The organism is Nocardioides scoriae, assembly GCF_900104965.1.
In the GTDB taxonomy this organism is placed as follows: Bacteria; Actinomycetota; Actinomycetes; order Propionibacteriales; family Nocardioidaceae; genus Marmoricola; species Marmoricola scoriae.
The window spans coordinates 336,087-358,024 of the sequence record NZ_LT629757.1; the positions used below are offsets into that span (position 1 = coordinate 336,087).

Here is a 21,938-nt window from a genome sequence, read left to right on the forward strand (position 1 = left end):
CGCGCTCCCGCGCTCAGCGGGCGTCGAACTCCTGGCCGGCCAGGTAGCGCTCCACGTCGGCCGCGCCCTCGCGGACGTAGCGCTTGGCGGCCGGGTTGGCCGGTGACTCCTGGAGCCAGCGGTTGACCCGCTCCAGCAGCGCGGCCGAGGCCAGCGGCCGCGGGAACAGGTGCTCCAGGGCGGTGGAGGCGCGCTGCGTCCCCTTCTCCTCCCACAGCGTGTCGGCCACCGACAGGTAGCGCTCCACGTAGGGCTCGAGCACCTCGTCCTGGCCCGGCTGCATGAAGCCGAGGACCACGCTGCGCTGGGTCTCGTTGGGCACGTCGTCGCGGACCACGGCCAGCTCCCACGCCTCGGCCTTGGCCTCGGCGGTGGGGCGGCCCGTGCGGGCGGCGGCGGCCCGCTCCTGGCCGGAGATGGTGTGGTCGCGCTCCAGCTCCGCGTCGATGCGGGCGTCGTCGGCGCGCCCGGCCCGGGCCAGGGAGCCGACCAGGGTCCAGCGCAGGTCGGTGTCGACGACCAGGCCCTCGACCGCACGGCTGCCGTCGAGCAGGCTCTCGACCAGGGCGAGCGACTCCTCGGAGTGGGCCACCGACGCCAGGGCGCGCACGAAGGTCAGCTGGTGGTCGCTGCCCGGCTCGGCCTCGTCGAGCAGCCGGCGCAGGCCCTGCTCCCAGTGGTCGCGCAGCGCCGCGCGGCCCTCGCGGGCGGAGAAGTGGTGCACCGCCTGCGAGGCGTACGCCGGGATCCGGCTCGACCCGAAGGCGTCGGTCTCGGCGGCGACGTTGCCGAGCACCAGCTCGACGAAGTCGGTCGCCCGCATCTCGGCGTCACGGGTCATGTCCCACGCGGCTCCCCAGCACAGCGCCCGCGCCAGCGAGTCGTCGAGGCGGCCCAGGCCGCCGACGACGGTGGCCAGCGAGCGGTCGTCGAGCCGGATCTTGGCGTAGGTCAGGTCGCCGTCGTTGAGCAGCAGCAGGTCGGGCTGGGTGGTGCCGACCAGCGCGTCGACGACCGTCGACTCGCCCTCGACGTCGACCTCGACCGCGGTGCGACGCACCAGGCGCAGCTCGCCGTCGTCGTTGGCGACCTCGTCGTAGAGCCCGATGCCGAGGCGGTGGCGGCGCAGCGTGGCGTGCTCGACGGTCGCGCTCTGCTCCACCGAGAAGGAGGTGTAGCGGCCCTCGTCGTCGAGCTCGAACCGCGGGGTGAGGGTGTTGACGCCGCTGGTCTGCAGCCACTCCTTGGCCCAGGAGTCCAGCTCGCGCCCCGAGGCGGTCTCCAGGGCACCCAGCAGGTCGCTGAACTCCGAGTTGTCGAAGGCGTGGGCCTTGAAGTAGGCCCGCAGCCCGACCAGGAAGTTGTCCAGGCCCACCCAGGCGACGAGCTGCTTGAGCACCGAGGCGCCCTTGGCGTAGGTGATGCCGTCGAAGTTGACCTCGACCGCCTGCAGGTCGTGGTTGTCAGCGGCGATCGGGTGGGTGCTGGGCAGCTGGTCCTGGCGCAGCGCCCAGTTCTTGCGGGCGTTGGTGAAGCCGGTCCAGGACTCGTCGAACTCGGTCGCCTCGACCGCGGCGTGGTAGCAGGCCCACTCGGCGAAGGACTCGTTGAGCCACAGGTCGTCCCACCAGCGCATGGTCACCAGGTCGCCGAACCACATGTGGGCCATCTCGTGGAGGATCACCGAGGCCCGGAACTCGTAGAACGACGCGTCCTGGCGGCTGCGGGGGAGGTACTCGTCGCGCAGCGTCACGGCGCCGGCGTTCTCCATCGCGCCCATGTTGTACTCCGGCACGTAGAGCTGGTCGTACTTGTGGAACGGGTACGGGTAGTCGAAGGCCTCCTCGAAGAAGGCGAAGCCCTGGCTGGTGAGCTTGACCAGCTCGGCGGTGTCCATGTGCTCGACCAGCGACTGGCGGCAGTAGTGGCCCAGCGGGATGTCGCCGAAGCGGCCGCGGTAGACGTCGTGCTCCGCGTGGTACTCGCCGGCGATGATCGCCGTGATGTAGGTCGACATCCGCTCGGTCGCGGGGAAGTGCCACACCGAGGTCCCGTCGTGCCCGGCGAGGGGCTCGGGGTCGGGGGTGGGGGCGTTGGAGACGACCAGCCACGCCGACGGCGCGGTGACGTGGAAGACGAAGCGGCCCTTGAGGTCGGGCTGCTCGAAGGTGGTGAACACGCGGCGGGCGTCGGGCACCTCGAACTGCGTGTAGGTGTAGACCCGGTCGTCGGCAGGGTCGACGAAGCGGTGCAGGCCCTCGCCCGTGCGGGAGTAGGCGCAGGTCGCCCGGACCACCAGCTCGTTGTCGGCGGCGAGGTCGTCGAGCGCGATCCGGTGGTCGGCGTACGCCGTGGCGGGGTCGAGCGCGCGGCCGTTGAGGGTGATCTCGTGGACCTCGGCACCGACCAGGTCGGCGAAGCTCGCGGCACCCGGCTCGCGGCAGCTGAAGCGCAGGGTCGTGGTCGACCCGAAGGAGGTCTCGCCGAGGGTGAGGTCGAGCTCGACGTCGTAGGTGGTGACGTCCAGCAGGGCGGCGCGGGTCTGCGCCTCGTCGCGGGTCAGGTTCGTTCCAGGCATGAGCGGCATCATGTCACCGCGGGGAATCGCCCGGACCCGGGCTAGGTTGCGGAGTCATGAGCAAAGACCGCGCTGACTTCTGGTTCGACCCCCGCTGCCCGTTCGCCTGGATCACCTCGCGGTGGATCCTCGAGGTCGAGCAGGTGCGCGACATCGAGGTGCACTGGCACGTGATGAGCCTGGCCTACCTCAACCGGGACAAGGACATCCCGCAGGACTACCGCGAGATGCTCGACAAGGCCTGGGGCCCGGTGCGGGTGTGCATCAAGGCCGAGCAGGAGCACGGCAGCGAGGTGCTGCTGCCTCTCTACACGGCCATGGGCACCCGCATCCACGTCGAGCAGCAGGAGTTCGACCGCCAGATCGGCGTCGACGCCCTCGCCGACGCCGGCCTGCCGGCCGAGCTGATCGAGGCCTGGGACGACACGTCGCTCGACGAGGCCGTGGCGAAGAGCCACCACGAGGGCATGGACGCCGTCGGCGACGACGTCGGCACGCCCACCATCCACATCAACGACACCGCGTTCTTCGGGCCCGTCATCACCAAGGCGCCCCGCGGCGAGGAGGCGGGCAAGCTCTGGGACGGCTGCGTCGCCGTCGCGTCGTACCCGCTGTTCTTCGAGCTCAAGCGCAGCCGCTCCGCCGACCTCGACTTCAGCTAGCCGACCTCAGCTCGACGTCGCGGCGGTGGCCGCCGTGGTCGCGGCCATGGCGGCCACCATCGCCGCCTGGGCCGCGGCCACGGCGTCGGCCACGCCCTTGGCCGCCCAGTCGCCCTCGGCGACCGCCTTGGCGCGCTTCTTCACCTCGCCGGCGCCGACGTCGCCGCGCTCGACGACGCGGTGGGCCACCCCGAGGCCGTGCAGCAGCGCCACCAGCGCACCGGTGCGCGGGTCGGGGCGGTCGCCGCGCAGCAGGGTGGCCTCCAGCGCGCGCCGCACGTGCTCCTCGTGGCGGGCGTCGGCGGCCGGCCACCGGGTGGTGGGGAACAGCCCCAGCACCTTGTCCTCGCGGCGCTCGACCAGCCCGCGCCCGGCCAGCCGCTCCAGCAGCGGGTCGCGCTGCTTGCGGCCCAGCCGGCCGACGAGGTCCTGGGCGGTGCGCTCCTTCTCCGCGACCTTGTCGTACGCCGCCCGCAGCGCCGGGTCGCCGGGCAGCGACCCGGTCACCCGCACCCGGCCGGGCTGGGTGAAGCCCCACTTCCTCCCCGGTGCGTCGACGTCGACGTGCTCGCCCAGGGCGAGGTCGACCAGGAGGGCGCCCCCGAGCCCGACGTCGAGGTAGGTGGCGTGGCTCAGCTTCCCCGACTCGTCGTCGAGCAGGAGCAGCAGCAGGTCCTCGGCGATCAGCGTCGTCACGGCGTCCATGGCCCGACGCTAGGCAGGGCGCCCGCCCACCGCCAGTGCGAGATGTCACCGGAACCTAGGATCACCCCCATGAGTCGAGTCCTCTCCGCCGTCGCCTGGCCCTACGCCAACGGCCCCCGCCACATCGGCCACGTGGCCGGCTTCGGCGTGCCGTCCGACGTGTTCAGCCGCTACATGCGGATGGCCGGTCACGACGTGCTGATGGTCTCGGGCACCGACGAGCACGGCACCCCGATCCTGATCGCGGCCGACGAGGCCGGCACGACGCCGCAGGAGCTGGCCGACCAGAACCACCGGGTGATCGCCGAGGACCTGGCGGCGCTGGGCATCTCCTACGACCTCTACACGCGCACCACCACCCGCAACCACACCGCGGTGGTGCAGGAGCTGTTCACCGGCGTCCACGCCAACGGCTACTTCATCGAGCAGACGACGTACGGCGCCATCAGCCCCTCCACCGGGCGCACCCTGCCCGACCGCTACATCGAGGGCACCTGCCCGATCTGCGGCTACGACAAGGCCCGCGGCGACCAGTGCGACAACTGCGGCAACCAGCTCGACCCCGCGGACCTGGTGCGGCCGCGCTCGCGCATCAACGGGGAGACGCCGGAGTTCGTCGAGACCCAGCACTTCTTCCTCGACCTGCCGGCCCTGGCCGCGGCCCTGGGGGAGTGGCTCGACGAGCGCGAGGCGAGCGGCACCTGGCGCCCCAACGTCATCAAGTTCAGCCAGAACATCCTCGAGGACATCCGGCCGCGCGCGATGACGCGCGACATCGACTGGGGGATCCCGATCCCGCTCGACGGGTGGCGCGAGAACCCCACCAAGCGGCTCTACGTCTGGTTCGACGCGGTCGTGGGCTACCTCTCGGCCAGCATCGAGTGGGCCCGGCGCAACGCTGCCGAGAACGGCGGCGACCCCGAGGCCTGGCGGCAGTGGTGGAACGACCCCGAGGCGCTGTCCTACTACTTCATGGGCAAGGACAACATCACCTTCCACAGCCAGATCTGGCCCGCCGAGCTGCTGGCCTACTCCGGGAAGGGCGACAAGGGCGGCGAGCCCGGTCGGTTCGGCGCCCTCGACCTGCCGACCGAGGTCGTCTCCAGCGAGTTCCTCACCATGGAGGGCAAGAAGTTCTCCTCCTCGCAGCGCGTGGTGATCTACGTCCGCGACCTGCTCAGCCGCTACCAGCCCGACGCGTTCCGCTACTTCGTGGCCGCCGCCGGACCCGAGAACCAGGACAGCGACTTCACCTGGGCGGAGTTCGTGCGCCGCACCAACGACGAGCTGGTCGCCGGCTGGGGCAACCTGGTCAACCGCACGGCGTCGATGATCGCGAAGAGCTTCGGCGAGGTCCCGCCGGCGGGTCCCCTCGAGGCGGCCGACCAGGCGCTGCTCGACCGGGTGGGCGCCACCTTCGAGGTCGTGGGCGACCTGATCGCCCGGCACCGCCAGAAGGCGGCGATCGGCGAGGCGATGCGGGTGGTCTCCGAGGTCAACCGCTACGTCACCGACACCGCGCCCTGGACGCTCAAGGGCGACGACCAGCGCGAGCGACTCGGCACCGTGCTGCACGTGCTGGCCCAGTGCGTCACCGACCTCAACACGGTGCTCTCGCCGTTCCTGCCGTTCTCGGCGAACGCCGTCGACCAGGTGCTGGGCGGCGAGGGCCGGGTGCAGCCGATGCCGCAGCTGGTCGAGGCCGAGGACCTCGACGGGGGAGCGGGCTACCCGGTGCTCACCGGCGACTACACCACCGCGGCCCGGTGGGAGCGGCGACCGGTGGTGGTCGGCACGCCGGTGGCCAAGCCGACCCCGGTCTTCACCAAGCTCGACACCGCCGTCGTCGACGAGGAGCTGGGTCGGCTGCGGGGCGACGAGCCCGCCACCGAGGAGGCCTGATGCTGTTCCCCCACGTGCGACGCGCCGTCGAGGCCGCCGCCGGCGAGGTCCCGGTCCACGACCCCGCCTTCGACGTCGCCGCGTCGCGCCGCGAGGCGCGCGAGCAGGCTGCCCGCGAGCCCCGGGAGCCGGTCGAGCAGGTCCGCGACCTCGACGCCGACGGGGTGCCCTGCCGGCTCTACGTCCCGGCCGGCGCGGCCCCCGGCGTGGTGGTCCACGTGCACGGCGGCGGCTTCGTGCTCAACGACGTCGAGGTCCACGACAACGCCGCCCGGAGGCTGGCCGACCGGGCGGGCGTCGCGGTGCTGAGCGTGGACTACCGGCGACCGCCCGAGCACCGCTTCCCGGCGGCGCCCGACGACGTGTCGACCGTGCTGGCCTGGCTCGAGGCGCACGCCGCCGACGAGGGGGTCGCCGGCCCGACGTACGCCCACGGGGACAGCGCGGGTGCCAACCTCGTGCTGGTGGCCGCGCTGCGCCACCCGGGCCGGATCACCGCGCTGGCGCTGACCTACCCGTTCCTCGACCCGCGGGGCGGCTCCGACTCCTACGCGCTCGAGGGCGTGGGCTTCGACCCCGCGAGCGCCGCCTGGTACTGGGAGCAGTACGCCGCGTCGCCGGCCGACCTCGACGACCCCGACCTGGCCCCGCTGCTCTCCGACCGGCTCGCCACGCTCCCGCCGACCCTGGTGGTCACCGCGGAGGGCGACCCGCTGCGCGACGAGGGCGAGCACCTGGCCCGCACCCTCGCCGAGCTGGGCGTCGAGGTGACCGCGACCCGCTACCTCGGGCAGGTCCACGGCTTCTGGCGCCACCCGTCGGTCTTCGTCGCCGCCGAGCCGCTCACCCGCCAGGTCGCGGGCTTCCTGCGCCAGCACGGCTGAGGACCTGCTCCCGGCCGCGCCTACTGCAGGGCCGAGGTCAGCCGCATCACGTTGTCGACGTACCTCGTCCGGCGCGGGCGCAGCGCCCACTCGTCGAGGGTGAGCGGGCGCGACAGCGCGCGGTAGTGGTCCTCGACCTGCCGCACCCGGGAGACCACCTCGGGGCCGAGCAGCATCGCCGACACCTCGTAGTTGAGGGCGAACGAGCGCTGGTCCATGTTGCTCGAGCCGATCACCGCGACGTCGTCGTCGACGGTGAAGTGCTTGGAGTGCAGCACGTACGGCGCGGGGTAGAGGTGGATCACCACCCCCGAGCGCAGCAGCTCCTCGTAGAACGACGCCTGGGCGTGGCCGACCATGAACTGGTCGCTCTGCTCGCTGACGAACAGCTCCACCGCCACGCCCCGGCGCGCGGCCGTCGTGACGGCGTACAGCAGGGACTCGTCGGGGACGAAGTAGGGGCTGGTGAGGCTGATCCGGTCGGTGGCGGCGTAGATGAGGGTGGTGAACATCCGCAGGTTGTTCTCCTCGTCGTACCCCGGCCCGGACGGCACGACCTGGGCCTTCACGCCGGTCACCGCCTCCGCGGAGCGGGGGTCGGGCGCGGGCCGGCCGGCGCCCTCCACGGGGACCCGCTCGTCGGTCTCGAAGAACCAGTCGGAGGCGAACACCGCCGCCAGCTCGGTCACCAGCGGCCCCTCGACGCGGCACATCAGCTCCACCCACTCGCGGCCGGCGCGGTGGTTCGCGGGCTTGTTGTAGCCCGGCTCGACCAGGTTGAGGCTGCCGGTGAAGCCGACCAGCCCGTCGACCACGAGCAGCTTGCGGTGGTTGCGCAGGTCGGGCCTGCGGAAGCGGCGCCTCAGCGGCTGGATGGGCAGCATCGGGTGCCAGTCGATGTCGGTCGCCCGCAGCCGGCGCAGGAAGCCGCGGTAGCCCGGGATGCCGCGCGAGCCGAGGTGGTCGAAGAGCAGCCGGACCGAGACCCCGCGCTCGGTGGCGGCCACCAGCGCCTCGAAGAACGGCGCGGTCACGTCGTCCCAGGCGCTGATGTAGAACTCCACCAGCACGTGGTGGTGGGCGCGCTCGACCGCCTCGGTCATCGCCGCGATGGTGTCGGCGTAGTCCTCCAGCAGCACCACGTCGACGTCGTCGACCAGCGGCAGCGCGCCCAGCCCGCGGTTGAGCTCGACGACGGTGCGCACCACCGGGCGCAGCTCGTCGGCGCCCGCGCGGGGGAGCGCGTCGACCCGCTCGTTCATGGCGGCGTTGATCTCGCGCTGGCGGGCGTGACGACGCTTGCCGACCCGGTTGGAGCCGAGGAAGGCGAACGCCACCAGGCCCACCAGGGGGCTGAGCAGCACCAGCAGCAGCCAGGCCATGCCGGTCGAGGGCTTGCGGTTGCCCGGGATGACGCCGAGGGCGACCACGCGCAGCGCCACCTCGAGCACGACGACGAGCGCGCCGACCACGGACAGCACGACCGTGGTGTCGGACGAGGGGAGCACGGGTCCTCCTAGGGTGGGCGCATGACCGCGCAGATGTATCTTCCCCGCTTCTACGTCCGCCAGAAGCTGACCATGATGGTCAACCGCTACGAGATCATCGAGTCCCACGAGGACGGCTCCGACGGGCGGCTGATGGCGATCGCGCAGCAGAAGCGGCTGGCCTTCAAGGAGCAGGTCACCTTCTACCGCGACGAGGACCGCACCCTCCCGGTCTTCTCCTTCCAGGCGCGCCAGCGCCTCGACCTCGGCGCCGGGTACGACGTCCGCGACGCCGAGGGGGGACACCTCGGCTCCTTCCGCAAGGACTTCGGCGCCAGCCTGCTGCGCTCGACCTTCCAGCTCAGCGCCCTCGGCCTGGAGGCGACGGGCCGCGAGCGCAACCAGCTCGTCGCGCTCGTGCGGCGCTTCGTCGACATCCCGCTGCCCTTCCACTTCGACTTCGTCGACACCGCCACCGGCCAGGTGGTGATGACCTCCGAGCGGCAGGTGTCGCTGCGCGACCGCTACACCGTGGCGGTCCTGGACCCGCGCATCGACTTCCGCCTCGCGGCGTCGATGGCGGTGGGCCTGGACGCCCTGCTGGCCCGCTGAGCGTCCCGGACTAGCCTGGCCCCATGCGCGTGCACCTCGGCTCCGACCACGCCGGCCTCGAGCTGAAGGACCACCTCGTCGGGTGGCTGCGCGAGCACGGCTTCGAGCCCGTCGACCACGGCCCCTTCGTCTACGACGCCCTCGACGACTACCCGGTGTTCTGCCTGCGGGCGGCCGCCGGCGTGGTGGCCGACCCGGGCAGCCTCGGCGTGGTCATCGGTGGCTCCGGCAACGGCGAGCAGATCGCGGCCAACAAGGTGGCGGGGGTGCGCTGTGCGCTCGCCTGGAGCGAGGAGACCGCGGCCCTGGGCCGCCAGCACAACGACGCCAACGTGGTCTCGGTCGGGGGCCGGATGCACAGCCTCGAGGACATGACGCGCTTCGTGGAGGTCTTCCTCACCACCGACTTCAGCGGCGAGGAGCGCCACTCCCGCCGCATCGAGATGCTCGCGGCGTACGAGTCGACCGGTGACCTGCCGCCCCTGCCCGACTCCGCGCTCGGGCACGGCCCGGATGCCTGAGGGCCACACCCTCCACCGCCTGGCCACCTCGCTGCGCGACGCCTTCGCCGGCGACGTCGTCCGGGTGAGCAGCCCGCAGGGCAGGTTCGCGGAGTCGGCCGCGCAGCTCGACGGCCACCGCCTCGTGGAGGCGAGCTCGCGCGGCAAGCACCTGTTCCTCGACCTCGAGGACGTGCCGAGCGTGCACGTCCACCTCGGCCTCTACGGCAAGTTCGCGGTCCACGACCGGCGTGGGGGCGAGGTCCCCGACCCGGTGGGCCAGGTCCGGATGCGGCTGGTCTCCGAGCGGTCGTGGGCCGACCTGCGCGGTGCCACCGCCTGCGAGACCGTGACGCCCGAGGAGCACGCCGCGATCCTGGCCCGGCTGGGTCCCGACCCGCTGGACCCCGCGGCCGACCCGCTGCTGGCCTGGGAGCGCATCAGCCGCAGCAAGGTCGCCATCGGCGCGATGCTGATGGACCAGACGGTGGTCGCGGGGGTCGGCAACGTCTACCGGGCCGAGGTCCTCTTCCGCCACCGGCTGCACCCCCTGCGGCCCGGGAGGACGCTGCGCCGCGGCCAGTTCGCGGCGCTGTGGGAGGACCTCGTGGTGCTGCTGCACGACGGCGTCCGCGACGGCGCGATCCGCACCCTGCGACCCGAGCACGCGGCGGTCGCGCGGGAGGCGTCGAAGGTGGAGGGCCGACGGGTCAGGAACTACGTCTACCGGCGCCAGGGCCAGCCGTGCCTGGTGTGCGGCGCCACCGTGCGCACCGAGGAGCTGCAGCAGCGCAACCTGTTCTGGTGTCCGCGTTGCCAGCCCGTGTTCCGGTCCCGCGCCGTAGTCTGATCCCCCTTCCCGCACCGACCGAAAGCGCCCGCTTGTGACCTTGCGAGACGTGATGTCGCCCCGCAACCAGCTGACGCGCCTCCGACGAGAGCTGTCGGTCTCCGACCGGCTGCCGCTCCTCGGCCTGGTCGCGCTCACGGTCGGGCTCACCGTGCTGGGGCTCACCCAGGAGGCCTGGGTCCCGTTCGGCGCGCTGGTGCTGCCGATGGTGATGGGCAGCCTGTTCCTGGGGCCGCGGTCGCTGCCGTGGTTCATCGTGCTCGTCTGCGTCGGGGTGACCGTGCAGCTGGCCTACTCGGTGGACTTCACCAACGCCGAGGGAAGGCCGATCTACCAGAACGTCACCCGGGTCGGGATCGTCTTCCTCGTCGGCATCATCATCATGGCGACGTCGTTCCGCCGCAGCCGGCTCGGCGTCTCGGGCCGCCGTGGGGAGTCGATGTTCGTCGACCTGCGCGACCGCATCAACCGCCAGGGCCAGCTGCCCGCGCTGCCGGACCGCTGGCTCGCCGAGTCGGTCTTCCGCGCGGCCGGCGGCACCTCCTTCGCCGGCGACTTCATCGTGGCCCGTCGCACCCTCGACGACCGGCTCGACCTGGTGGTGGTCGACGTGTCCGGCAAGGGTGTGGAGGCCGGCTCGCGCTCGCTGTTCCTCTCCGGCGCCTTCAACGGCATCGTCTCCGCGCTCCCGGGGGAGGAGTTCCTGCCGGCCGCCAACGACTACCTGCTCGCCCAGAGCTGGGAGGAGGGGTTCGCCACCGCGATCCACCTCCACCTCGACCTCACCACGGGCGACTTCGAGCTGCGCAAGGCCGGGCACCCGCCTGCGGTGTGGCTGCACGCCGGGTCGGGCCGCTGGAGCGTGGTCAACTCCGACGGGCCGGTGCTGGGCCTGATGGAGGACGCCGACTTCGAGTGCGTCACCGGGCACCTCTCGGCCGGCGACGGCCTGCTGCTGTTCACCGACGGGCTCGTCGAGACGGCGCAGCGCGACATCTCCCTGGGCATCGACAAGCTCGCCGGCCTGGGGGAGCGGCTGCTGCAGCGCGGCTTCGACGGCGGCGCCGAGATGCTGGTCGCGACCATGCAGCAGACCAACGACGACCGGGCCCTCGTGGTGGTCCACCGGCGCTGGTAGCCGGTTCGAGCCGGAGGCCGCGGCTGTGGCACGATGGTCCCCGCCTCGCTGCTGACGCAGGAGTGAGGCGCGCGCGGATGTAGCTCAATGGTAGAGCCTCAGTCTTCCAAACTGATGACGCGGGTTCGATTCCCGTCATCCGCTCTGCACGGCCTTCCCAGCCCCCTGGGAGGGCGCTCGACGGGGCGTAGCGTAGTGGCTAGCGCGCCTGCTTTGGGAGCAGGAGACCGCAGGTTCGAGTCCTGTCGCCCCGACCCGTCCGCACCACCCCCGAACACACGAGGAGACAGACCTGTGAAGAGCGCCGTCGAGACGCTGAGCCCGACCCGGGCCAAGATCACCGTCGAGGTGCCCTTCGAGGAGCTCAAGCCGAGCCTCGACGCGGCCTACCAGACCATCGCCAAGCAGGTGAACGTCCCCGGCTTCCGCAAGGGCAAGGTGCCCCCGCCGGTCATCGACCGCCAGGTCGGCCGCGGCGCGGTCCTCGACCAGGCCATCAACGACGCCCTCCCGCAGCTCTACGTCCAGGCGCTGCAGGACAACGACCTCCAGCCGGTCGCGCAGCCCGAGATCGACGTCACCAAGCTCGAGGACCACACCCTGCTCGAGTTCGTCGCGGAGGTCGACGTCCGCCCGACGATCACCGTCCCGGCGTACGACGGGCTGAGCGTGCAGGTCGACGACCTCGCCGTGAGCGACGAGGACGTCGACGAGCAGGTCGAGGCCCTCCGCGAGCGCTTCGCGACCCTCAAGGACGTCGAGCGCGCCGCCCAGGACGACGACCTGGTGACCATCGACCTCGAGGCCAGCACCGCCGAGGGCGAGGCCATCGAGGGCGGCCAGGTCTCCGACTACTCCTACAAGGTCGGCTCCGGCCAGATGCTCGAGGGCATCGACGAGGCCCTGCGCGGCCTGTCCGCGGGCGAGGAGGCGACCTTCACCTCGCAGCTCGTGGGCGGCGACCTCGCCGGCCAGGACGTGCAGGTGCTGGTCAAGGTCTCCGCGGTCAAGGAGCAGGAGCTCCCCGACCTCGACGACGACTTCGCCCAGACCGCCTCGGAGTTCGACACCGTCGAGGAGCTGCGCGCCGACGTCACCACCCGCCTCGAGCGCGGCAAGCGCCTCGAGCAGGCGGCCGCCGCCCGCGACGCCGTCCTGGAGCAGCTGCTCGACAGCGCCGAGGTCCCGCTGCCCGAGACCCTCGTCACCGAGGAGCTCGCCGCCCGTCGCCAGGAGATCGAGCAGCAGCTCGCCTACGCCGGCATGACGATGGAGTCCTACCTCGACAACGAGGGCCAGACCATCGACGAGTTCGAGGCCGAGCTGGAGAAGCGCGTGCGCGACGCGGTCGCCTCGCAGTTCCTGCTCGACGAGATCGCCAAGACCTCCGAGATCGGCGTCGAGCAGGACGAGCTCCAGGCCCACCTGATGCGTCGGGCCCAGCAGTCGGGGCAGAACCCCGAGGAGTTCATCAAGCACATGCTCGAGCACAACCACATCCCCGAGATGGTCTCGGAGGTGGTGCGCGGCAAGGCCCTGGCCCAGATCGTGGAGTCGGCGACCGTCACCGACGAGTCCGGCAACCCGGTGGACCTGAAGAACCTGCGCCCCGACGGCAGCCTGGGTGACCCGGAGGCCGAGGCCTCCGAGGCCTCCGAGGACTCCGAGCCGACCGAGGAGCCCGCCGAGGCCGCCGAGGGCGAGTCCAAGGACGCCTGAGCTCGCACGAGCGCACCCGCCACGCGGGACGGAGGGGCCGGGTCGTTGACCCGGCCCCTCTTTTCGGTGAACACTTGTCCACTGTGAGCTCCCGTGCCAGCACCCTCGACGCGGCCGCACTGGCCGCCGACTACGCCGAGGACCTCGTCGTCGGCACCATCCGCGACGTCCACGGCGCCGTGGCCGGCCGCCTGCACGGCATCAACGACCGTCTCCAGGGGGGCGGCCCGACCCTGGGCCACCGGCTCCACGACGGCATCGCCCGCTGCGTCTACTCCGGCATCAGCCTGGGCCTCAAGGCCGGTGCCCGCGGTCTCGAGCACGCCGGGCGGCGCGGTCTCGGAGGCCCCCTCGAGGCCACGCCCCAGGGCCGCTTCCTCAGCTCGGCGGTCAACGGCCTGATCGGCGACCGGCTCGTCGAGCAGGGGCACCCCTTCGCCTTCGACATGGGGGTGCGGGTCGGCGACGAGGACGTCGTGCTCGACGCCGCCGGCGTCGCGGCGGCGTTCCCGGCGGCCACCGGCAAGGTCGTCGTGTTCGTCCACGGCCTGTGCGAGAACGAGTCCTTCTGGTCCCGCGAGGCCAGGCCCCGGCGCGAGCACCGGCAGGACCGTCGCAGCTACGGCGAGCGGCTCGCGGACGAGGACGGCTGGACGCCCGTCTTCGTCCGGGTCAACACCGGTCTCCCGGTCGCGCAGAACGCCGTCGCGATGGCCGCCCTGCTCGACCGGCTCCTCGAGCACTGGCCCGTCGAGGTGCGTCGGCTCGCGCTGGTCGGCCACTCCATGGGCGGGCTGGTGCTGCGGGCGGCCTGCGCCGTGACCACCGACCGCGACACCCCGTGGACCGAGCTGGTGACCGACGTGGTCTGCCTCGGCACCCCGCACCTCGGCGCCCCGCTGGAGCGGGTGGTCAACCACGGCGTCGGCGCCCTGGGGCGGCTGCCCGAGGCGGCGCCGTTCGGCCGCATCCTGGAGTACCGCTCGGTCGGGATCCTCGACCTGCGCCACGGGCTGGCGCGCGACGTGCAGAACCTGCCGCGGGCGCGCTACCGCCTGGTCGCCGCGACCATGACCGCGTCCCCCCGCTCGGTGACCGCGGGCTCGCTCGGCGACCTGCTCGTGCCGTACGCCTCGGCGATGGGCCGGCCCCGCCGCGGGGAGGAGATGTTCCCCGGCGCGGAGACCCTCCACATCCGCGGCGACCACTTCGACCTGCTCAACCACGACCGGGTCTACGAGGCCCTCCGCGGCTGGCTGCGCGACCGCACCGACCCGCCCACGCGGGACGAGGCCGCCGGCTGATCTGCTGTGGGCGAACAGAGGGGGTCTGCCCATGGAAATGTCGGTGGCGCCGTCTAGGGTCGGGATCGTGACCCAGAACCCCATGACCGGCCAGGTCGCTCCCGAGATGAACGGTGGAGCGTCGAACGGCCTCGACGACCACATCTACCAGCGTCTGCTCCGCGAGCGGATCGTGTTCCTCGGTTCCGAGGTCCGCGACCAGAACGCGAACGCCATCTGCGCGCAGCTGCTGCTGCTCAGCGCGGAGGACCCCGAGGCCGACATCTTCCTCCACATCAACAGCCCCGGCGGCTCGGTGGACTCGGGCATGGCGATCTACGACACCATGAACTACATCCCCAACGACGTCGCCACCGTCGCGATGGGCCTGGCCGCCTCCATGGGCCAGTTCCTGCTCTGCGCGGGCACGGCCGGCAAGCGCTACTCGCTGCCCCACGCGCGGATCATGATGCACCAGCCCTCCGGCGGCATGGGCGGCTCGGCCTCCGACATCCGCATCCAGGCGGAGCAGTCGCTGCACATCAAGAAGGTGATGCAGGAGCTGATCGCCGAGCACACCGGCCAGACCCTGGAGCAGATCGAGCGCGACTCCGACCGCGACCGCTGGTTCACCGCCAGTCAGGCCAAGGACTACGGCTTCATCGACCACGTCATCAGCAGCGCGCGCGAGGCGGCCGACGAGGGCCGCCCGGCCCGCGGCCAGTGATCCTCCCGACCGTCCCGACGCGACCAGAATCGAGCTCGACATGAACTACTACATCCCGCAGTGGGAAGAGCGGACGTCCTACGGCGTCCGTCGCATCGACCCCTACGCCAAGCTCTTCGAGGACCGCATCATCTTCCTCGGCACCCCGATCAGCGACGACATCGCCAACGCGGTGATGGCCCAGCTGCTGTGCCTGGAGTCGATGGACCCCTCGCGCGACATCCAGATCTACATCAACAGCCCCGGTGGCTCGTTCACCGCGATGACGGCCATCTACGACACGATGCAGTTCATCCAGCCCGACGTGCAGACGGTGTGCCTGGGCCAGGCCGCGTCCGCCGCCGCCGTGCTGCTCGCCGCCGGTGCGCCGGGCAAGCGCTTGGCGCTGCCCAACAGCCGGATCCTCATCCACCAGCCCTACACCGAGGGCACCTACGGCCAGTCCTCGGACATCGAGATCCAGGCCAACGAGATCCTGCGGATGCGCGAGCTGCTCGAGAAGCTCATCGCCGAGCACTCCGGCAAGACGCCCGAGGAGGTCAACATCGACATCGAGCGCGACAAGATCCTGACCTCGGCCGCGGCCCTCGAGTACGGCCTGATCGACTCCATCCTGGAGTCGCGCAAGGCCGTCGCCATCGGGGCCGGTCGCTAGTCGCGGCATCGTCGTGTCCCCGCCCCGGGGACGCGATCTCGGAGTACGGTCAGCAGCAGTCCTGAGCAGGGTGGAACGGATACACGTCGGACTCGTCCGGCGCGGAGATTGGGAGTCGTGACCAGTGGCACGGATCGGTGACGGGGGAGACTTGCTCAAGTGCTCCTTCTGCGGGAAGAGCCAGAAGCAGGTCAAGAAGCTGATCGCAGGCCCCGGGGTCTACATCTGCGACGAGTGCATCGACCTGTGCAACGAGATCATCGAGGAGGAGCTCAACGAGACCTCCGAGGTGGGCCTCGACGAGCTGCCCAAGCCGCGCGAGATCTTCGAGTTCCTCAACTCCTACGTGATCGGCCAGGAGACGGCCAAGAAGTCGCTCGCCGTGGCGGTCTACAACCACTACAAGCGCGTGCAGGCCGGCGTCGCCTCGGGCTCCTCCAAGAGCCGTGAGGACGCCGTCGAGGTGGCGAAGTCCAACATCCTCGTCATCGGTCCCACCGGGTGTGGCAAGACCTACCTGGCCCAGACCCTGGCGCGGATGCTCAACGTGCCGTTCGCGATCGCCGACGCCACCGCCCTGACCGAGGCGGGCTACGTCGGCGAGGACGTCGAGAACATCCTGCTCAAGCTGATCCAGGCCGCCGACTACGACGTCAAGAAGGCCGAGACGGGGATCATCTACATCGACGAGATCGACAAGGTGGCCCGCAAGGCCGAGAACCCGTCGATCACGCGCGACGTCTCGGGCGAGGGCGTGCAGCAGGCCCTGCTCAAGATCCTCGAGGGCACCACCGCCTCGGTGCCGCCGCAGGGGGGCCGCAAGCACCCGCACCAGGAGTTCATCCAGATCGACACCACCAACATCCTGTTCGTGGTCGGCGGCGCGTTCGCGGGCCTCGAGCACATCGTCGAGCAGCGGGTGGGCAAGAAGTCGCTCGGCTTCACCGCCGAGATGCGCAGCACCCGCGAGACCGACCCCGACGAGATGTTCAACCAGGTGCGGCCCGAGGACCTGGTCAAGTTCGGCCTGATCCCCGAGTTCATCGGGCGGCTGCCGCTCATCGCCAGCGTCAACAAGCTGGACCAGGCGGCGCTGGTGCAGATCCTCACCGAGCCGCGCAACGCGCTGCTCAAGCAGTACCAGAAGCTCTTCGACCTCGACGGCGTCGAGCTGGAGTTCACCACCGACGCGGTCCAGGCGATCGCGGACCGTGCCATGGAGCGTGGCACCGGTGCCCGTGGGCTCCGCGCGATCATCGAGGAGGTGCTCCTCAACGTGATGTACGACGTGCCCTCGCGCACCGACATCGCCAAGGTCGTCGTCACCGGCGAGGTCGTCACCGACCACGTGGCCCCGACGCTGGTGCCCCGCGAGGAGCCCAAGAAGAAGAAGTCCGCCTGACCTCGTCCGGCCTCGTCCACGAGCCGCGCCCCCCGCTGGTCGGGAGGCGCGGCTCGTCGGGTTAGACCACTGCGCGCGTTTGGTAGACCAGTGCGAGGGTCGGACGGATTTGCCCGTAATCTGACGCCACGACGTCACGCCCCACGTCGACACCGGGGCGCACCATCGGGGGGAGCGTCATGGAGGCCGAGCACCGGCGACCGCTGGTCGCCTTCCTCGCCGTGCTGTGCCTGGTGGCCCTCATCGTGGGGCAGAACCTGGCGGCGGTCCGCGAGGGCGTCGGCCGGCTGCGCGACGGCGCACGGCTGCAGGCCTCCGCCCCCGTGAGGCCGGGCGAGGTGCTGACGCCGCGTGCGGGCGACCTCGTCGACCCGCAGCTCCCGTCGACGCCAGACGTGGTCCTGACGGTGCCCGACCTGGTCGGCCTGGGCCTGGCGCCCGCCCCCGCACAGCCCGTCGCCCCCGCGGTGGACACGGCCGCGACCACCACCGTCGAGAACGTCCGCGCCGCTCCGGCGGTCACCGCCGCTCCGGCCGGCTCCGGCGCCCGGTCGGCCGCGCCGACCACGACCAGGACCACGGGCGGGACCCTGGGCAGGAGCGCCGGCGCGACGTCGGGCGGGACCTCGGGCGGCTCCGGCGAGCGCCGGTCCGCCGCGACCGAGCACCGCGGCTCGGGCCGTGACGACGCGCAGCCGACGCCGACCTCGAGCACCCCGGTCCCCGAGTCCCCGGTCGCCGGCCACGACGACCGCCGCTCCGGGCGTCCCGCGTCCGCCGACGACCGGACCGGACGTCGCACCGGCCACGCGGAGGCACCCGGCCAGCAGCGCCACGGCCGTGAGGGACGGGCCGCCGCGACCCCGGCGCCGCGGCCGTCGGCGTCCGCGAGGACTGCCACACCGGACCGGCCGGAGCGGGCGCCCCGTCAGGGCCAGGGTCGGGAGCGGGGCGGCGGCCACGACCGCGCCGGCACCCGGGGCCACTCCGACGGCACGGCCAGGGGCGAGGCCCACGGGAAGAGCCACGCCAACGGCAGGACCAGCGGCCAGGGCCACGCCGGTGGGAAGGCCCGGGGCAAGGGCCACTGAGCCCCCGCCCCGGTCGGGTCAGCGCTTCGGCGGCGGCTCGCCCAGGGTGGCCTCGACGGTGACCTCGCCGGTGCCCGGCACCAGCTCGAGCTCGCCGGTGATCGAGCCCACCGCCCGCAGGTCGCGCTCGGCGCTGCGGACCGCCGCCAGGGCGGGCTCGCTGCCGGTGACCCGGGCGTGCTCGACGGGGGTCCGCATGCCGACCTTGGCCGTGGACTTGGCGCCGCGGACCCCGGCCAGCACGGCGGCCACGGCATCGAGCACGGCGGCGTCACCGGAAGCGGCATCGCCCAGCTCCGAGGTGGTGGGCCACGCGGACAGGTGCACCGAGCCCTGCTGCCACCACGACCAGACCTCCTCGGTCGCGTAGGGCAGGAAGGGCGCGAGCAGCCGCAGCTGCACGTGCAGGGCCGTGGCCAGCGCTGCCCGGGCCGACGCGGTGTCGGGGTCCGACTCGTCGCCGTAGGCGCGCTCCTTGACCAGCTCGACGAAGTCGTCGCAGAAGTCCCAGAAGAACTTCTCCGTCGTCTCGAGCGCGGTCGTGTAGTCGTAGGCGTCGAAGGCGCGCGTGGCCTCGGTGACGGTGGTGCCCAGGCGGGTCAGCAGCGAGCGGTCGACCGGGGCGGTGACGGTGGCGGGATCGACCGCGGTGGCCCCGACGCTGCCGAGCACGAACTTGGCGACGTTGAGGACCTTGAGCGCCAGCCGGCGCCCCACCTTCATCTGGGTCTCGTCGAAGGGGGAGTCCAGGCCCGGGCGGGCCATGGCGGCGCGCCAGCGGACGGCGTCGGCGCCGTACTTGTCGAGCACCTCGGAGGGCACCACGACGTTGCCCTTGGACTTCGACATCTTCTTGCGGTCGGGGTCGACGATGAAGCCGGAGATGAGCGCGTGGCTCCACGGCGAGGCATGGTTCTCGAAGTGGGCGCGCACCACCCGGGAGAACAGCCAGGTCCGGATGATGTCGTGGGCCTGCGTGGCCAGGTCCATCGGGAAGACCCGCTCGAACAGGTCGGGGTCCTCCTCCCAGCCGCCCGCGATCTGCGGCGTGAGCGAGGAGGTCGCCCAGGTGTCCATCACGTCGGGGTCGCCGACGAACCCGCCCGGCTTGCCGCGCTGGTCCTCGTCGTACCCGGACGGTGCCTGGGTCGAGGGGTCGACCGGCAGCTGGTCCTCGCGGGGCAGCAGCGGGTGGTCGTGGTCGGGCTCGCCCTCGCCGTCGAGGGGGTACCAGACCGGGAACGGGATCCCGAAGAAGCGCTGCCGCGAGATGAGCCAGTCGCCGTTGAGGCCGCCCACCCAGTTGTCGAAGCGGTGCTTCATGTGATTCGGCACCCAGGTGATCTCGGCCCCGCGCTCGAGCATCTCGCCGCGGAGCTCGGCGCTGCGGCCGCCGTTGGTGACGTACCACTGGCGGGTGGCGACGATCTCGAGCGGCTTGTCGCCCTTCTCGTAGAAGTTGGCCATCCGCTGGGTCGGCCTCGGCTCGCCCTCGAGGTCGCCGGACGCGCGCAGCAGCGCGACCATGGCCTCGCGGGCGCTGAAGGTCGTCTTCCCCGCCAGCTCGTCGTACGCCGCCGCTGCCGCCGGCGCCGCGAGCCAGGCCGGGGTCTCGCGGGTCAGCCGGCCGTCACGTCCGATGACGGTGCGGACCGGGAGCTGCAGCTCGCGCCACCAGGTGACGTCGGTGAGGTCGCCGAAGGTGCAGCACATCACCAGGCCCGAGCCCTTGTCGGGCTCGGCGGCGGGGTGGGCGAGCACCGGGATCTCGACGCCGAAGACGGGCGAGGTCACGGTGGTGCCGAACAGCGACTGGTAGCGCTCGTCGTCGGGGTGGGCGATGAGGGCCACGACGCTGGCGATCAGCTCGGGGCGGGTGGTCTCGACGTGCACCGGGCCGTCGGGGGCGTGGAAGCCCACCCGGTGGTAGGCGCCGGCGTACTCCCGCGCCTCGAGCTCGGCCTGGGCGACGGCCGTCTGGAAGGTGACGTCCCACAGCGTGGGCGCCTCCTGCAGGTAGGCCTCGCCGCGGGCGAAGTTGCGCAGGAAGGCCCGCTGGCTGACGCGCTGGGCCTTGGGCCCGATGGTCGTGTAGTGCTGCTTCCAGTCGACCGAGAGCCCCAGGGTGCGCCACAGCTGCTCGAAGACCTGCTCGTCCTCCTCGACCAGCCGCTCGCACAGCGCGATGAAGTTGGGCCGGCTGATCGGGACCTGCCGCTTGGGGTCGGGCTTCTCGGGCGGGGTGAAGTCGGCGTCGTAGGGCAGCGAGGGGTCGCAGCGCACGCCGAAGTAGTTCTGGACCCGGCGCTCGGTCGGCAGCCCGTTGTCGTCCCAGCCCATCGGGTAGAAGACCGACTTGCCCCGCATCCGCTGGTAGCGAGCGACCAGGTCGGTGTGGGTGTAGCTGAAGACGTGGCCGACGTGGAGCGACCCCGACACGGTCGGGGGAGGGGTGTCGATCGAGTAGACCTCGGACCGGGGGCGGGTGCGGTCGAAGGCGTAGGTGTCGTCGGCCTTCCAGCGCTGCGACCAGGTCGCCTCCAGGCCCTCCAGCGCCGCCTTGTCCGGTACGGCGACCGCAGGCGTCGCGGTCGTCGTGGTCGGGTCGGTCGAGGCGGGTGACGTCATGGACGGATCCTACGAAACGGGGACCCGCTCCATGCGCAGCACCTGGGGGCTCCGGGGGGAGACGGTGACCTCCAGGTAGGTGTGGGTGCCCCGCTCCTCGCCGTCGACCGTGGTGCGCACCAGCCGGTCGGCCCGGCCCCGCACCTGGTAGAAGTCGAGCCACTGCGACCCGCGGGCGAGGGGACGGTCGTGGCGGTAGACGTGGCTGTCGCCGTCGAAGAGGTGGACCGGGCCGCGGAACCGTCGCGACTCGTCGACGATCGCCTGCACGAGCGGCCGGAAGGCGGAGTACGCCGCGGGCTGCGGGTCGGTGACCGTCGGGTCGAACATGTCGGCCTGCTGCATCAGCACCACGGCGCGGCGGTGGTGGCGCCGCGCCTCGGCGAAGGCCTGGTGCACGTTGGCGATGGCGGCGTCCATGCGGCGCCACTGCTCCTGGACCTGCGCGGCCGTGGGGGTGGTCTGCCCGATCCCGGTCCACGGGGCGAGGTCGTTGTTGCTGCCGACGACGTGCAGGGTCGCGAAGGAGACGTCGGCGCGCACCCAGCGGACGTTCTCGGGGTAGCCGCGGCCGGCCTGCGAGGTCACCCGCATCGCGCCGCCGAGGGTGCGACCGGGCCGGGGGAAGAACAGGTCGCGCACGGCGTCGAGGCGCTCCAGCGGCTGGTAGGCGCCGTTGTTGGTGCGGTGGCAGTCGGTCCACTCGTTGTCGCCCGGGGTGTAGACGAGCGGGTCCCGGAGCCGGTCGAACTGGGTGCGCACCGCCTCCAGGCGGGCGTCGTCGCAGGTCGACGACCCGTTCTTGACGTCGCCGAGGTGCGCGACCAGGGAGAGGCCCGGTGCGGCGTACAGGGCGTCCACGAAGCCGGGGAAGCGCGCCTCCTCGGTGGGGCCGTAGGGCAGGTCGCCGATCACCGCGAAGGAGTACGGCGCGCGGCGCTCGGCGGGTCCGGGCGCCCGGTCCGTGGCGGACGCGGGCGCGGCGGCGGCCACGCTCCCGGTCACGAGCCCGGCGAGGACGGCAGCGGTCAGGGACACGACGAGGCGGTGGCGCAGGGGGGTGGGCACGGGCCGACGGTGCCGGGGTCCGGTGAACGGCGAGGAGCGAGCGCGTG

General features: G+C 72.1%; 18 protein-coding genes and 2 tRNA genes. 15 read left to right on the forward strand and 5 right to left on the reverse strand.

All coding sequences use genetic code 11. From position 1 onward, the window contains the following. Positions 1 to 13: 13 nt before the first annotated feature. Positions 14 to 2,578 (reverse strand): aminopeptidase N, encoded by a 2,565-nt coding sequence (gene pepN / locus BLU55_RS01625; RefSeq protein WP_091733279.1) that lies wholly within the window; start codon positions 2,576 to 2,578, stop codon positions 14 to 16. A gap of 56 nt (positions 2,579 to 2,634) precedes the next feature. On the opposite strand from pepN, the gene BLU55_RS01630 reads away from it, so the two are divergent. Continuing rightward, a complete protein-coding gene (locus BLU55_RS01630) occupies positions 2,635 to 3,240 on the forward strand; it encodes a mycothiol-dependent nitroreductase Rv2466c family protein (RefSeq protein ID WP_091725367.1) in 606 nt (201 codons plus the stop codon). Positions 3,241 to 3,246: 6 nt separating this feature from the next. Here the strand turns inward: BLU55_RS01630 and BLU55_RS01635 are convergent, their stop codons facing one another. Continuing rightward, positions 3,247 to 3,945 carry a GOLPH3/VPS74 family protein gene (locus tag BLU55_RS01635; protein ID WP_231916996.1) on the reverse strand — a complete coding sequence of 233 codons (699 nt, stop codon included), beginning with the start codon at positions 3,943 to 3,945 and terminating at the stop codon, positions 3,247 to 3,249. Between the two features lie 69 nt (positions 3,946 to 4,014). On the opposite strand from BLU55_RS01635, the gene metG reads away from it, so the two are divergent. Both metG and BLU55_RS01645 read left to right on the forward strand, forming a co-directional pair. Further along, positions 4,015 to 5,847: a methionine--tRNA ligase gene (metG, locus tag BLU55_RS01640; RefSeq protein ID WP_091725368.1), complete on the forward strand. Its 1,833-nt coding sequence runs from the start codon at positions 4,015 to 4,017 to the stop codon at positions 5,845 to 5,847. Then, a complete protein-coding gene (locus tag BLU55_RS01645) occupies positions 5,847 to 6,731 on the forward strand; it encodes an alpha/beta hydrolase (RefSeq protein ID WP_091725369.1) in 885 nt (294 codons plus the stop codon). The genes metG and BLU55_RS01645 overlap by 1 nt, the downstream gene beginning before the upstream one ends. A 20-nt stretch (positions 6,732 to 6,751) precedes the next feature. On the opposite strand, the gene cls is transcribed toward BLU55_RS01645, so the two are convergent. Next, positions 6,752 to 8,239, reverse strand: coding sequence for a cardiolipin synthase (gene cls / locus BLU55_RS01650; RefSeq protein WP_172833847.1), 1,488 nt, complete (start codon positions 8,237 to 8,239; stop codon positions 6,752 to 6,754). A 21-nt stretch (positions 8,240 to 8,260) separates the two neighbouring features. On the opposite strand from cls, the gene BLU55_RS01655 reads away from it, so the two are divergent. From BLU55_RS01655 to BLU55_RS01710, 12 genes are all read left to right on the forward strand, one after another. After that, on the forward strand, positions 8,261 to 8,830 hold the full coding sequence (locus BLU55_RS01655) for an LURP-one-related/scramblase family protein (protein ID WP_091725370.1): 570 nt from the start codon (positions 8,261 to 8,263) through the stop codon (positions 8,828 to 8,830). Between the two features lie 23 nt (positions 8,831 to 8,853). Continuing rightward, positions 8,854 to 9,351: a ribose-5-phosphate isomerase gene (locus BLU55_RS01660; protein ID WP_091725371.1), complete on the forward strand. Its 498-nt coding sequence runs from the start codon at positions 8,854 to 8,856 to the stop codon at positions 9,349 to 9,351. Beyond that, the gene (locus BLU55_RS01665; protein ID WP_091733285.1) at positions 9,344 to 10,180 is read left to right on the forward strand and encodes an Fpg/Nei family DNA glycosylase; all 837 of its coding nucleotides are present in this window, start codon (positions 9,344 to 9,346) and stop codon (positions 10,178 to 10,180) included. Before BLU55_RS01660 ends, BLU55_RS01665 begins: the two co-directional genes overlap by 8 nt. A gap of 52 nt (positions 10,181 to 10,232) precedes the next feature. After that, a complete protein-coding gene (locus BLU55_RS01670; protein ID WP_231917137.1) occupies positions 10,233 to 11,318 on the forward strand; it encodes a PP2C family protein-serine/threonine phosphatase in 1,086 nt (361 codons plus the stop codon). A 73-nt stretch (positions 11,319 to 11,391) separates the two neighbouring features. Then, a tRNA-Gly gene (locus tag BLU55_RS01675) sits at positions 11,392 to 11,462 on the forward strand. 37 nt (positions 11,463 to 11,499) lie between these two features. After that, positions 11,500 to 11,572, forward strand: a tRNA-Pro gene (locus tag BLU55_RS01680). Between the two features lie 40 nt (positions 11,573 to 11,612). Continuing rightward, positions 11,613 to 13,037 carry a trigger factor gene (gene tig / locus BLU55_RS01685; protein WP_157682679.1) on the forward strand — a complete coding sequence of 475 codons (1,425 nt, stop codon included), beginning with the start codon at positions 11,613 to 11,615 and terminating at the stop codon, positions 13,035 to 13,037. 83 nt (positions 13,038 to 13,120) lie between these two features. Then, on the forward strand, positions 13,121 to 14,341 hold the full coding sequence (locus BLU55_RS01690) for a lipase family alpha/beta hydrolase (RefSeq protein ID WP_091725373.1): 1,221 nt from the start codon (positions 13,121 to 13,123) through the stop codon (positions 14,339 to 14,341). Positions 14,342 to 14,447: 106 nt separating this feature from the next. Then, positions 14,448 to 15,047: an ATP-dependent Clp protease proteolytic subunit gene (locus tag BLU55_RS01695; protein WP_172833945.1), complete on the forward strand. Its 600-nt coding sequence runs from the start codon at positions 14,448 to 14,450 to the stop codon at positions 15,045 to 15,047. Between the two features lie 40 nt (positions 15,048 to 15,087). Beyond that, positions 15,088 to 15,702 carry an ATP-dependent Clp protease proteolytic subunit gene (locus tag BLU55_RS01700; RefSeq protein WP_091725374.1) on the forward strand — a complete coding sequence of 205 codons (615 nt, stop codon included), beginning with the start codon at positions 15,088 to 15,090 and terminating at the stop codon, positions 15,700 to 15,702. Positions 15,703 to 15,826: 124 nt separating this feature from the next. Beyond that, entirely contained in the window at positions 15,827 to 17,104 is a 1,278-nt protein-coding gene (gene clpX, locus BLU55_RS01705; protein WP_091725375.1) for an ATP-dependent Clp protease ATP-binding subunit ClpX, read from the forward strand. A 179-nt stretch (positions 17,105 to 17,283) separates the two neighbouring features. Beyond that, the gene (locus tag BLU55_RS01710) at positions 17,284 to 18,195 is read left to right on the forward strand and encodes a hypothetical protein (RefSeq protein WP_091725376.1); all 912 of its coding nucleotides are present in this window, start codon (positions 17,284 to 17,286) and stop codon (positions 18,193 to 18,195) included. Between the two features lie 18 nt (positions 18,196 to 18,213). Here BLU55_RS01710 and valS read toward each other — a convergent pair whose 3' ends face one another. Next, positions 18,214 to 20,823 carry a valine--tRNA ligase gene (gene valS / locus BLU55_RS01715; RefSeq protein ID WP_091725377.1) on the reverse strand — a complete coding sequence of 870 codons (2,610 nt, stop codon included), beginning with the start codon at positions 20,821 to 20,823 and terminating at the stop codon, positions 18,214 to 18,216. 9 nt (positions 20,824 to 20,832) lie between these two features. Continuing rightward, complete coding sequence (locus tag BLU55_RS01720; RefSeq protein WP_197681067.1) at positions 20,833 to 21,891, reverse strand: hypothetical protein; 1,059 nt, start codon at positions 21,889 to 21,891, stop codon at positions 20,833 to 20,835. Positions 21,892 to 21,938: the final 47 nt, after the last annotated feature.

Coding starts and splice junctions, on each gene's coding strand:
- BLU55_RS01635 (WP_231916996.1), bottom strand. CDS start 3,945: ATGGACGCCGTGACGACGCTGATCGCCGAGGACCTGCTGCTGCTCCTG.
- BLU55_RS01700 (WP_091725374.1), top strand. CDS start 15,088: ATGAACTACTACATCCCGCAGTGGGAAGAGCGGACGTCCTACGGCGTC.
- pepN (WP_091733279.1), bottom strand. CDS start 2,578: ATGCCTGGAACGAACCTGACCCGCGACGAGGCGCAGACCCGCGCCGCC.
- valS (WP_091725377.1), bottom strand. CDS start 20,823: ATGACGTCACCCGCCTCGACCGACCCGACCACGACGACCGCGACGCCT.
- BLU55_RS01710 (WP_091725376.1), top strand. CDS start 17,284: ATGGAGGCCGAGCACCGGCGACCGCTGGTCGCCTTCCTCGCCGTGCTG.
- BLU55_RS01655 (WP_091725370.1), top strand. CDS start 8,261: ATGACCGCGCAGATGTATCTTCCCCGCTTCTACGTCCGCCAGAAGCTG.
- metG (WP_091725368.1), top strand. CDS start 4,015: ATGAGTCGAGTCCTCTCCGCCGTCGCCTGGCCCTACGCCAACGGCCCC.
- BLU55_RS01695 (WP_172833945.1), top strand. CDS start 14,448: ATGAACGGTGGAGCGTCGAACGGCCTCGACGACCACATCTACCAGCGT.
- BLU55_RS01665 (WP_091733285.1), top strand. CDS start 9,344: ATGCCTGAGGGCCACACCCTCCACCGCCTGGCCACCTCGCTGCGCGAC.
- BLU55_RS01645 (WP_091725369.1), top strand. CDS start 5,847: ATGCTGTTCCCCCACGTGCGACGCGCCGTCGAGGCCGCCGCCGGCGAG.
- BLU55_RS01670 (WP_231917137.1), top strand. CDS start 10,233: ATGTCGCCCCGCAACCAGCTGACGCGCCTCCGACGAGAGCTGTCGGTC.
- BLU55_RS01660 (WP_091725371.1), top strand. CDS start 8,854: ATGCGCGTGCACCTCGGCTCCGACCACGCCGGCCTCGAGCTGAAGGAC.
- BLU55_RS01630 (WP_091725367.1), top strand. CDS start 2,635: ATGAGCAAAGACCGCGCTGACTTCTGGTTCGACCCCCGCTGCCCGTTC.